We start from the raw sequence: 11795 nt of genomic DNA on the forward strand, positions 1-11795 counted from the left end.
CTTTTTTATATCTAAAAAGGTGTTAGTAAACACGAGTGTATTTACAAATTGGATTCTTAGTACCATAATTACTGCAAAAATAACAAGGAGGTGAAAAGAAGATCATGAATAAAAAATATATTTTTACAAGTGAAAGTGTTACTGAAGGTCATCCAGATAAAATCTGTGACCAAATTGCCGATGCAATCGTAGATGCTGCATTAGCACAAGATCCATATTCAAATATGGCTGTTGAATGTACTATTAAAGATGATTTTGTATTAATTTACGGTGAATGTAATACAAAGGCTGAATTGGACTATGAAACAATCGCATTGAATGAAATCAAACGTATTGGATATACAGAAGAATATCATGTACATACTGTTGTTAACCAACAAAGCACTGAAATCCACAATGCGGTAAACCGTGACGAAGTGTGTGCAGGTGACCAGGGTATTATGTTTGGATATGCATGTGATGAAAATGATGAGTATATGCCACTAACAATCTATTATGCTCACCTTTTAGCTCGTCAATTGACAAAAGTAAGAAGACAACACCCAGATTTATTAAAACCAGATGGAAAAACGCAGGTGTCAGTAGAATATGAAAATGATGAAATCAAACGTATTGATACAATCGTAGTTTCTACTCAACACTCAAAAGATATTACACAAGAAGAAATCAAAAAGTTGATCATGGATGAAGTTATCAAACCTTGTATTGATGAAAAGTATTTAGATGAAAACACAAAATATTTCATCAACCCATCTGGAAGCTTCGTTGTAGGTGGATCATGGGGAGATTCAGGAACTACAGGACGTAAAATCGTATGTGATACATATGGTGGACGTGGACGTATTGGAGGAGGATGCTTCTCTAGTAAAGATCCAACTAAGGTAGACCGTAGTGCTGCTTACTATTCTCGTTATGTAGCTAAAAACATTGTTGCCAATGGTTTAGCTCGTCGTTGTGAAGTTGAAGTTGCGTATGCAATTGGTAAAGCACAACCTGTATCTTTATGTGTAGATACTTTTGGAACAGGTAAATTTGATGATGAATAATTATTAGAAATCGTTAAGAAAAACTTCAATTTCGAAGTTGGAAATATCATTTCTGAGTTGGATCTAAGAAAGCCAGTTTACCACAAAACATCATGCTACGGACACTTTGGTGATCCTCAATTTACTTGGGAAAAAGCAAAAAAAATAGTATGGTAATTTCTAAAAATAGATATGAAACCATTTCAAAACTTCAATTAATAAATGGAGAATATTCAATTTCACATACATCATGTGGGGAATATTTAAATGGGCTATATAAGATTAGATACCATGATTTGGAAGAAATTGAAAATCGATGTGTTTATGATATTAGTGTTTTAAAAAAAGTGAAACATGAAAATATAGAAATTGGACTAATTAAAAAGATATATGAACACTATAAAAAAATCTTTTTAAAATATAACATCAGCAACTATGAGATTGAAATTGTTGAGGAAGAAGGGTTTAAAGCTTTTCAAAATGAAAGAGAAACCTTGATAGAACCTATAAAAAGGTATTCGATTAATTTTTCAGTATATTCTTTAGTTAATACGTTAAACTATGAACGTGGTTTTGGTGGGACAATTATAGATAAAATTTTAGATTTGGATAATCAAGTTGAAGAGTTAATCAAAGTTTCATTGACAAAAAGTTCGTACGTAAAAATAGATGGTTATTTTCCTGTGATTTTTGACAATGAAATGACGGGTTTGTTTGCACACGAAATAGTTGGTCATAATTTAGAAGCAGATATTTGGTATATGAATAAAAAATTGGATGAAAGATTTAATCTCGGTGAAAAAGTATCTACATCAGCATTAAATATAGTTGATAATCCTTTGTTAAATACTGAATCTGGAACATATTTATTTGATGACGAAGGGAATGCGCCACAATTAACGTACTTAATTAAAAATGGTGTAATAAATCATTTATTAACAAACGAAAAATATTCTAAATTATTTAATATTACAAACACAGGGAATGCTAGATCGATATCTACATTTTATAAGCCTATTATTCGAATGAGTAATACATATGTAATGCAAGGGCAATCCGATGTAAAATTGTTATTTTCTTCAATACCATATGGATTATATTTTAAAGGTACAAGAAATAGCAAAGGTGGAATACATCCTTTTATTGAATCCAGAGAAGTATATTTAATAAAAGATGGTAAAATTGATTGCTTATTAAATCCTATGAGCATAAGTGAAAATGCTCTATCTCTTTTAAAAAAAGTAAAAATGGTTGGTAATGATTTTGAAATATATGGTGGTGGTAAAGGAGGATGTGGAAAGTATAACCAGTTCCCTTTACCAGTTAGTTCAGGTGGACCGCATATATTATTAGAAGATGTTTTAATATATAACATATAAAGAAAGCAAGGTATAGTATGAAAGTATCAGAATTAGATTTTTTCTTGCCTAGTGAGTTATTGGCTAGAGAACCAAGAGAAACTAGAGGGGAAAGCAGAAGCGATTCAAAATTAATGGTTATGAACCGAAAAACACAAACTATTGAACATAAAAAGTTTAATGATGTAATTGATTATCTAGAAAAAGGAGATGTTCTTGTTTTAAATAATAGCAAAGTTATTAACGCCAATCTAATAGGGTGGTTAGGATATAAAGAAAGAAAAATAAAAATTGATTTAGCTGGAATATTGGATAATGGAAATTGGCAAATATATATTGATGATAATGAAATAAATCCTGGAGATACATGTGAATTTGGTGATGGAATGTTAACGGGAACTTTTGAAAAGATGGAAGAAAATCATGTATGGCAAATTAAATTTGATCAAGATAATGTCATTGAATTAGCCAATAAAATTGGGCGCCCAATTATGTCTCCATATGTAAAAAAGCAATATGATTTATCTTATTATCAGAATGTATATGCTTCAAAAGAAGGATCAGCAGAATTACCATCTGCGGGGCGTCATTTTACGAAAGAATTATTAGAAAAAATTAAGCAAAAAGGTGTAAGAGTAGTTTATGTTACTTTACATACAGGATTAAGCTCAATGATGGTAACAGAAGATACATTTGAAGAGCATCATATGCATAAAGAATATATTGAAATAACGAGCGCTGTTGCAAACACAATTAATGAAGCAAAAAAGAATGGTCATAGTGTAGTTTGTGTTGGTACAACTGTAGTAAGGACTTTGGAAACTGTTGCTGATGAACAAGGAAATTTAAAACCGTTCACAGGCTATAGTACATTATATATTTATCCGGGATATTGTTTTAAGATAGTTGATAAATTTATAACAAATTTTCATGGCCCTAATACATCTAGAATTGCTATGGCAGCAGCATTTACAGGAAAAGATTTGCTTTTAAAGGGGTATGCAGAGGCTATTCAAAGAAAATATTTATTTTATGAATTTGGTGACACTACATTAACGATTTAGTAGAAAGAGAGTTTTATAATGGAACGATTTTTTGTGCAAAAAGATGATGTTATGACTTTTCCAATTGAAAATGGAGAAGCATTACATAATTTAATAAATGATGAGTATTTTAGTTTAGAGGAAGGATTATCCACGATGATTTGGGATTCTTTGGATGGGAGTATTAGTGTTGAAGGTATTATTGATATGATTTCTGATCAATATCAAATGGATAAATCGATTGTTGAAAAGGATACAAAAGATTTTATTAATAATTTATTTGAAAACGGATTGATAGAACAAATAGATAAATGATGGTAATTACTGTGTACAGTGATTATAGATGATGTTAACAGTACTGTAATAACAAATGAAAGGCGGTGAAATCATGAAACAGGAATATAAAAAACCTGAAGTCAAAAAAATCGACTTAGTAGCTGATTTAAACGGCTTGGCTTTATCTTGTGGATCAAAGATTTAATAAAACTATTTATTGTAAATGGGTCTTATTAGTCAATAAGGCTCATTTATTATATATGTAATATATTGGAGGTTGATTCAATGAATATATTAGTGATTTCTGCAGAGTACCCACCATTTTCAGTAGGTGGGATAGCGTTGCATACACATGAAGTGAACAAATCGCTCGCAAAAGAAGGTAATGTTATTTGGACATTAACGTTTCATGGAGATAGAAATGTAGATAGTATTAATACAACAGTAGAAGATGGTATTAATGTGATAAGAATTCCAAGACCGTCGTCTACAATAACCGAGTCATATGAAGATAAATTTTTAAATCAAAATGAGCAAATGAAAATTGGAATACATTATTTGATGGATCATATATTTTGTAATTTTAATATGGTTGTTTTACATGGATATTTTTTGGGAATATGTGGAATGTATGCATGTGAAAAAATGTCAATTCCATTTGTATATCATGCACATACGCTTTTATCAGACGCTCAACTACATGACAATGTTAAAATCTTAGAGACTGAAAGGGAATTATATAGCAAAGCTACGTACGTAATCGCAGTAAGTGAATTTTTAAAAACTGAAATATTAAAAAGATATTCAATTGACACTCGAAGAATAAAAGTAATTACAAAAGGTGTTGAACTAAAAAAATATGATAAATATGTAAATAAAACTAATGATACGTATTTTAAAATATTATATACAGGGCGAATATCTAGAGAAAAAGGATTTGAAACATTATTAAATGCAATTAGTTTGTCGATAAAAAAACATAAAAATATTTTGGTTTTCGCTGTAGGGTTATTTTCCGATGAAGTTTATAGAAAAGAAATTATTGTAATGATAAGAGATAAAGGGTTGCAAAAAAATATAGTATTTTTGGGCTTTAAAGAAGATGACAAAGTCATACGAGAATATAAAAGTTCAAATATATCCGTCGTTCCAAGCTTTGCTGAAACATTTGGCAAGGTTGCCATTGAATCTATGGCCGCGAGAGTTCCTGTTATTGTGTCAAATGTTGGGGGACTGGGACCAATAGTAAAAGATGGTGCAACTGGATTGAAATTTAAGTGTGGAGATGAAGAAGATTTATCAAATAAAATTAATCTATTGTATGAATATCCATGTTTATGTAAAAAACTAGCTGATAATGCATATATGGAAGTTGTTAAAAAGTATCAATGGAAAGATATATTTAAACTAACATTAGATATTTATCAAAAAGTTTGTGAGGTGTAATAAAATGATAGAAGTAATGGCGGTTGCACCACACCCAGATGATGTAGAATTTGGGTGTGGAGGAATATTGTTTAAACTGAATAAAGAACAGTACCATATCACTGTGTTATGTAATACTTGTTTTGATATAGTAGATTGTACAGATCAATCTCAAAAAAGGATTAGATTGGAAGAACAAAGGGAAGCCTGTGAAGTGTTTAATGCAGATTGTATTTTTTTTGATGCATATAAAAATTTAGATAATATATCAGATATTTTGAGAAAACTAAAACCAAATTTCATTTTTCTTCCATGGGAGAACGATTTTAATCCTACACATATGCATGTAACTAGTATAATAAAAAAATCAATATTTGAAGCACAAAACAATTCAAAATATTACTCGGGATGGATGGTTAATCAATTGGCATATTATGAAACGTTTTCTTCTATTAATTTTAAACCAGAATTTAATGTTGACGTATCCGATGTTTTCTCACAAGCATTAATGATATTAAAAAAGCACAAGTACGGATTAAAAAAATTACCTTCGTTATTATATAAATACAAAATAAATCATCAAAAAAGAGGCATAGAATGTTCAACATTTTATGCAGAAGGTATTATATTTGATAAAACATTTTGGATGGGATGGAAACAAAATTCCTTATTGGGAATTAACCTTTTATATAGTATGTATAGGTGACAATTGATGGAAAACATTATAGAAATTACGAATGTACGGAAAATATACCGCACATATCAGAAAAAGAGTGGGTTAAAAAATATGATTAAAAATATTATTTATCCTGACTTTAAAGATTTTATAGCTGTGGATGATATGAGTTTTTGTATACGTAAAGGGGATATTGTTGGCTATATTGGACCAAATGGTGCTGGAAAAAGTACCACAATAAAAATGTTAACAGGAATCTTGATGCCAAATAGTGGAATGATTAAAGTATTTGGAAAAGATCCTTTAAAGTATAGAAAAGAAAACTCTAAACATATTGGGGTTGTTTTTGGCCAGAAGAGTCAGCTTTGGTGGGATATTCCAGCTATAGAAAGTTTAAAACTGTTAAAAGAGATTTATAAAGTTTCAGATTGTGATTTTAAAGATAGAGTAGAAGAATATGCAGATATGCTGCAGGTAAAAGAATTTTTGAATTTGCCAGTAAGACAGATGAGTTTGGGCCAAAGAATGAAGTGTGATTTAATTGCAGCATTGATACATGATCCATCCATATTGTTTTTAGATGAACCAACTATTGGTTTGGATGTGGCAACAAAGGATAGGTTAAGAGAATTTATTTTGGAGTTAAATAGAACAAAGAAGGTAACTGTATTTTTGACAACACATGATATGCAGGATGTGGAAAAATTATGTAATCGAGTAATTTTAATCAATCATGGGCGAATGTTATATGATGGAGATTTAGAGAGTGTAAAGGAAAAATATATACGGTATCGAAATTTAAAAGTTGTATTTAATAAGACGTATTCTATTGATGAATTAAAGTTTTTAAAAGACTTTCAAGATCTTCGTATACAAAATTTAGATGATAAAACTATGCTGATTCAATACAATTACAAACTTTATTCGGTTACAGATATTGTGAGCTGTTTATTAAAAAATACAGAGGTTGCAGATTTTTCAATCAAGGATCTAGAAATAGAAGATGTAATCAAAGAGGTATGTTAATATGTATCGTGTTTTATGGGCTTATTTAAAACAACAATATTCATCTTTAACAGCTTATAAATCTGCTTTTTGCATGACATTAGTCAATGTGTTTATACGAATCTATGCCTATGCAATGTTATGGATGACATTATATAAGCAGAATGCTTCTTTGTTTGGAAATATTGATCTAAATCAAATGCTGCTTTATAGTATATTTTCAATTTCTTTATCACAGGCATTTACTTGGTGGGATGGTCCACATATTTATGTGGAAGAAAATATAAAAAATGGAAGAATTATATGTGATTTACTCAAGCCAATGGAATTACAAACACAATTGTTTTTGAGAACTCTTTCTTCAACGTTGGTTAATCTTTGCGTTTTCACAATTCCTTCTTTTTTAATATCAACTTGGTTTTTTAAACTAGAGCTAAATGTGAATATAATTGGAGCTTTAATTACTTTCGTACTTGGCTTTTTATTGTTGTTTTCAATGAATTATATTTTATCTTTAATTTGTTTTTTAAGTCTTGATCTAGAAGGATATCTCTATATTTTTCATGCCCTGATTGCATTTTGTTCAGGACAAGTGGTTCCTTTATGGTTTTATCCGGATTTTCTTTTAAGAATAATAAACTGGTTACCTTTTAAATATGTATTTTACGAGCCATTGCTTCTTTTTATTCGAAATGGCAATCTCTTTCAAACCGTTTGTTTTCAAGTGATTTGGATTTTTATATTATCTTTGATTGGACGCTTTATGTGGAAATGTGTATCGAAGAAAATCGTTGTACAAGGAGGTTAGGGTATGGAAAGTATTCAACTATATTTTGATCTAATAAAAGCAGGCTTAAAACGATTTGCTGAATATCGTTCAAGTTTTATTGCGGGATTCTTCGGACTTATCATGATCAACGGTTCTTCTATTCTCTTGATCTGGGTCATGTTGAAAAACTTTCATACACTAAATGAATGGACTTTTTGGCAGATAGTTTTTAATTATTGTTTATTCTTATCTTGTTTAGGATTTCATAATACTTTTTTTAGACATATTAGTGATTTAGAGAATCATATTGTGAATGGAACATTTGACCGGTTCCTATTAAGACCGGTGAGTCCTCTTTTACAATTAGCATCTGAAAAAATTAGTATTACAGATTTATGTGATTTCACAACGGGAATGATTGGAGCTTTATTTGCGGCAAAAATGTTACATATCCAAATTACAGTTGGTTTTATGCTTGGATTTATAGTTTCAATTATAAATGGAGTGTATGTATTTACCGCGATTCTTTTTTCAGTAAGCTGTATATCTTTTTGGACCATGAAATCAAAATCTATTTTATATAGTACAAATGAAATACAGGAAAGTGTACAACATTATCCGATAAGTATATTTAATAAGGCATTTAAGTTTATTGTTACGGTACTATTACCGTATGGTTTGGTAAATTATTATCCATCTTTAATTCTGTTAAATAAAGTGAATGTGCATTGGGTGTATGTCATTATGATTGCTTTAGTCGACATGATTTATGGTGTGATAGGAGCCTTTTTATGGCGAAGAGGACTGAAAAGATATAATGGTTCAGGTTCTTAGAAAGTAGGTGATGAATATGGATGATAGACTAAATCATGAACAAAAAATGTTTTCAAAAACAAATTGGGAATTTACCAAGAAAATTGTGGAAGGAAATTTTGAATCTCAAGTTAGTCCTATATTAACTTTAGATGTTTCTAAAAAATGCAATTTTCATTGTAACCATTGTGTTGACCAAGAAACAGTAAATAAAGATAATCTTGAAATAGATTGGGGAATTTTAAAACAACTATTAGTTGATTTGAAAATGCAAGGATGTAGTTGTGTTGAGTTAACAGGTGGAGGAGAACCTACTACATATACTCATTTTAAAGATTTGATCAAGTTACTATCATTACTTCAGTACAGAATAGCATTAATATCAAATGGGAGTAACTTACATAAATATTGTGATGATATTATAAATGCACCTTTTGATTGGATTAGAATTAGTTTGGATTCTTCAAACGCACATACACATTCAGTCGTTCATGGATGTAGTTTAAATGTATTTAAATCTATAACGGATTCTGTAAAGAAAATTGCTAAATATAAAACTGTTGGAATTAGCTTTTTAATTCTTCCAAACAATTATAAAGAAATATATAATTGTGCAAAATATGTAAAAGAATTAAATGTAAAATATATAGAAGTAAAGCCTGAACTTAATTTTAAAGATAGAGAAATTACTCAGATTGATGATAAAATAAAAGAAGAAATAAAAAAACAAATTAATAAAATTAAAAATGAATTGTGTGATGATACATTTTCTATTATTTATCCTTCATCAATCAACTATTCCCAAATGAATCAAGAAAAAAAGTACACAATATGTGAAGCATGTTATTATAGAACTGTATTAACACCTAGTGGCATTTATCCTTGTTCATATTTTAGAGGATTGACTGACGGCACAGAAATTCCTACTAGTTGGGAAAATATGGTCAAAATAAGAAATAGCGAGATTAATAAAATTAATCCATCCAAACAATGCAAACATTTTTGTGCCAGAAATAAAATTAATGAATGTATTAATATACTTTGTAGAATAAAAAAATATGCACCAGAATTTATAGATTATCTGGGATGGCCAATAGATTATGGCAATGACATAGAATGGATGTAAAAAAACAAGATTTCGTTAGATTTTGCTTTTATAGGTAAGTGTCAAATTTAATTGGAAAGTTTTACAATATTAGATGTGGATAAGTGATCCTTTATATACATATTTAGATTATCATTTATAGACCATTGATTATCTGGAAATTTATCCATTAATAGAATCCTAAAATTTTCACGTGCATCTGATTTATACTCTTCAAGATATTTGACTATTAAATTATATGTACCTTTTTCCTTATCTTTTCAAATCTTCTCAAATGCCCGAATAGCCCAATTTTATCAGCTATTCGGGCATTTTGTATTAGCGGCAAGCAGAAGAAAAAGGTCTACATAAAGAAAATTTATTACTTGGGTTCGCAGAAAATTTACCATTTGAAAATAAAAAATTTGATTTACTGGTGTGTACGGATAGTTTTCATCACTATCCTAACCCGCAAAAAGCGATTAACGAATTTTATAGAGTGTTAGAAAAGAACCGATATTTGTTATTGGCAGATTTTTGGAAACCATTTCCTATATGATAGGACTTAAAAAACGAGATATGAAATATATTATGAAAGTTGGTGCTGAAGCTCAAGGTGTTTCTGTGTCTGAATTTCGTGCTATGCTACAAGACACCATAGACGAAACTATGGAAAGTACAGACGCAGACGTGCAGGAAAATTTAAAACGATACTTTGGGAATAAGCGGCCAACCCCAGAGGAACATATTTATACGATTACTAAAAAGACAAGGATTTAGACGACTGAAACAAAATTAGGGCATTTTAAATATAGTTAAGGGTATTTGAATTTAAATTACTAGTAATTGACTTTTAAGAATATTAGAATCTTATCAAAGTACATGGAGGAAATTACATTGAAATTGCAAATATTGAAAAAAGAAAATTTAATTGAAACAGAAATAGATATAAGATATTCAAATATGACTCAATCTTTAAATAGTATTATTCAATATATCCGTCAGCAAGAATATCTTATACAAGGAACTTTTGATAATAAATTGTATCAGATACCCTTAAATAAAATCTTATATTTTGAAACTGTTGATAAAAGAACATTTATTTATACCCAACAAAAAATCTTTGAATGTAAGAAAAAACTTTCAGTTATAGAACAAGATTTAATAAAAGCAAATATCATAAGGATAAGCAAAACAGTCCTATTAAACATCTCATGTTTAGCCTGCGTTAAGCCGTATCCTAATCATAGATTACTGGCGGAACTCAACAATAAGGAAAATCTGATTGTTTCAAGAAAATATATTTCAAGTTTACGAGATAAAATAAGGAGTGCCTATTATGAATAAAATTTTTAAAACATATCTTCCTGCACTTTCAATAGCATTTACATTTATTGTTTTGTATGCAACGATAAGCAACCTTGTAACAGGATATTTCAAAGATGGATTTTGCTTTTTCATTCTACAAGTATTTATTTATCTTATTGTATCAATAGTTGTCGATTTACTTTTATCCTTTATAGATTTTAGAAAGTACATATATCATTTTATTGTCGAAATGATTATGCTCTATCCGATAACTATTACTATGGCATTTATTGGAAAATGGTTTGTATTTAATGCCATTGATATTATATGGTATTCATGTATTTATATTTTGGTAATGTTAGCTATTCATTTTTATTTTTATTACATTTCAAAAAAACAAGCTTCTGAAATAAACAGCTTGTTAGAATTAAGAGATAAGAGGAAACAGCAATGGGAGATATAACAAAATTTAGCGGTACTTTTGAATATCATGTATTCAATGTATTGCTTATATTATTACTTGTTTCTGAAATATTTATTTTCTGTTATACACATTCAAAGCAAAAAAAGACCGTAAAAATTGATACTAGCGATTTAGGAACTAAATGGCTGTTGTATTTAAATTTTGTATTCTGTTTGATAGTTAGTTTTTGGTGCGTTAGTCAAAAAGCTCCGTTTTATATAAGAAAATTGATGTTGCCTGCTTATTTCGAAAAAATTGGCATGTTAATTATGGTATTCGGTATTTGTATTCGTATAAAGGCTGTTTTAACTTTAAAAAAATCATTTACATTAAATGTTCAGATTAGTAAGGAGCAACAGCTAGTAACAGACGGTATGTATAAATTTGTTCGCCACCCTGCTTATACTGGAAGCATTTTGTCTTTATTAGGTCTGAGTATTATATTAAAAAATCTCTTTGCTATATTGATAGTGCTTATTTGTAGCTTAGTTTTATAAATGTCAACTTAAAAATGTACAGTTTTGATCATTTAAGAATGTACAATATTGAC

13 protein-coding genes and 2 pseudogenes are annotated in these 11795 nt (G+C 29.2%); all 15 read left to right on the plus strand.

What is annotated here, in order from left to right; all coding sequences use genetic code 11:
• Positions 1-104 precede the first annotated feature (104 nt).
• The 15 genes and pseudogenes from metK to DWY01_RS01610 all read left to right on the plus strand — a co-directional run bounded on the left by metK (position 105) and on the right by DWY01_RS01610 (position 11742).
• A pseudogene (metK, locus tag DWY01_RS01540) lies at positions 105-1202 on the plus strand (methionine adenosyltransferase).
• Positions 1196-2404, plus strand: a complete 1209-nt coding sequence (locus DWY01_RS01545) for a TldD/PmbA family protein (RefSeq protein WP_147332143.1) — start codon at positions 1196-1198, stop codon at positions 2402-2404. The pseudogene metK and the gene DWY01_RS01545 overlap by 7 nt, the downstream one beginning before the upstream one ends.
• Before the next feature lie 17 nt (positions 2405-2421).
• Positions 2422-3447: a tRNA preQ1(34) S-adenosylmethionine ribosyltransferase-isomerase QueA gene (queA, locus tag DWY01_RS01550; RefSeq protein WP_117992579.1), complete on the plus strand. Its 1026-nt coding sequence runs from the start codon at positions 2422-2424 to the stop codon at positions 3445-3447.
• Positions 3448-3465: 18 nt separating this feature from the next.
• Positions 3466-3741: a PqqD family protein gene (locus DWY01_RS01555; protein ID WP_117992580.1), complete on the plus strand. Its 276-nt coding sequence runs from the start codon at positions 3466-3468 to the stop codon at positions 3739-3741.
• A 246-nt stretch (positions 3742-3987) separates the two neighbouring features.
• Positions 3988-5148, plus strand: a complete 1161-nt coding sequence (locus tag DWY01_RS01560) for a glycosyltransferase family 4 protein (protein WP_117992581.1) — start codon at positions 3988-3990, stop codon at positions 5146-5148.
• A gap of 4 nt (positions 5149-5152) precedes the next feature.
• Complete coding sequence (locus tag DWY01_RS01565) at positions 5153-5833, plus strand: PIG-L deacetylase family protein (protein ID WP_117992582.1); 681 nt, start codon at positions 5153-5155, stop codon at positions 5831-5833.
• An 81-nt stretch (positions 5834-5914) separates the two neighbouring features.
• Entirely contained in the window at positions 5915-6829 is a 915-nt protein-coding gene (locus tag DWY01_RS01570; RefSeq protein ID WP_199519821.1) for an ATP-binding cassette domain-containing protein, read from the plus strand.
• Between the two features lies 1 nt (position 6830).
• Positions 6831-7616, plus strand: a complete 786-nt coding sequence (locus DWY01_RS01575) for an ABC-2 family transporter protein (RefSeq protein WP_117992584.1) — start codon at positions 6831-6833, stop codon at positions 7614-7616.
• Positions 7617-7619: 3 nt separating this feature from the next.
• Entirely contained in the window at positions 7620-8411 is a 792-nt protein-coding gene (locus DWY01_RS01580; protein ID WP_117992585.1) for an ABC transporter permease, read from the plus strand.
• A 16-nt stretch (positions 8412-8427) separates the two neighbouring features.
• On the plus strand, positions 8428-9516 hold the full coding sequence (locus tag DWY01_RS01585; protein WP_158553630.1) for a radical SAM protein: 1089 nt from the start codon (positions 8428-8430) through the stop codon (positions 9514-9516).
• 316 nt (positions 9517-9832) lie between these two features.
• Positions 9833-10033: pseudogene (locus tag DWY01_RS01590) on the plus strand (class I SAM-dependent methyltransferase); the annotation flags it as partial.
• Positions 10030-10254: a hypothetical protein gene (locus DWY01_RS01595; protein WP_117992587.1), complete on the plus strand. Its 225-nt coding sequence runs from the start codon at positions 10030-10032 to the stop codon at positions 10252-10254. The pseudogene DWY01_RS01590 and the gene DWY01_RS01595, both read left to right, overlap by 4 nt.
• Before the next feature lie 117 nt (positions 10255-10371).
• Positions 10372-10821, plus strand: a complete 450-nt coding sequence (locus tag DWY01_RS01600) for a LytTR family DNA-binding domain-containing protein (RefSeq protein WP_158553631.1) — start codon at positions 10372-10374, stop codon at positions 10819-10821.
• A complete protein-coding gene (locus tag DWY01_RS01605) occupies positions 10814-11245 on the plus strand; it encodes a hypothetical protein (RefSeq protein ID WP_117992589.1) in 432 nt (143 codons plus the stop codon). The genes DWY01_RS01600 and DWY01_RS01605 overlap by 8 nt, the downstream gene beginning before the upstream one ends.
• A complete protein-coding gene (locus DWY01_RS01610; protein ID WP_117992590.1) occupies positions 11233-11742 on the plus strand; it encodes an isoprenylcysteine carboxylmethyltransferase family protein in 510 nt (169 codons plus the stop codon). The genes DWY01_RS01605 and DWY01_RS01610 overlap by 13 nt, the downstream gene beginning before the upstream one ends.
• Positions 11743-11795: the final 53 nt, after the last annotated feature.

Source organism: Eubacterium sp. AF22-8LB, assembly GCF_003458715.1.
Taxonomy (GTDB): Bacteria; Bacillota_I; Bacilli_A; order Erysipelotrichales; family Erysipelotrichaceae; genus Holdemanella.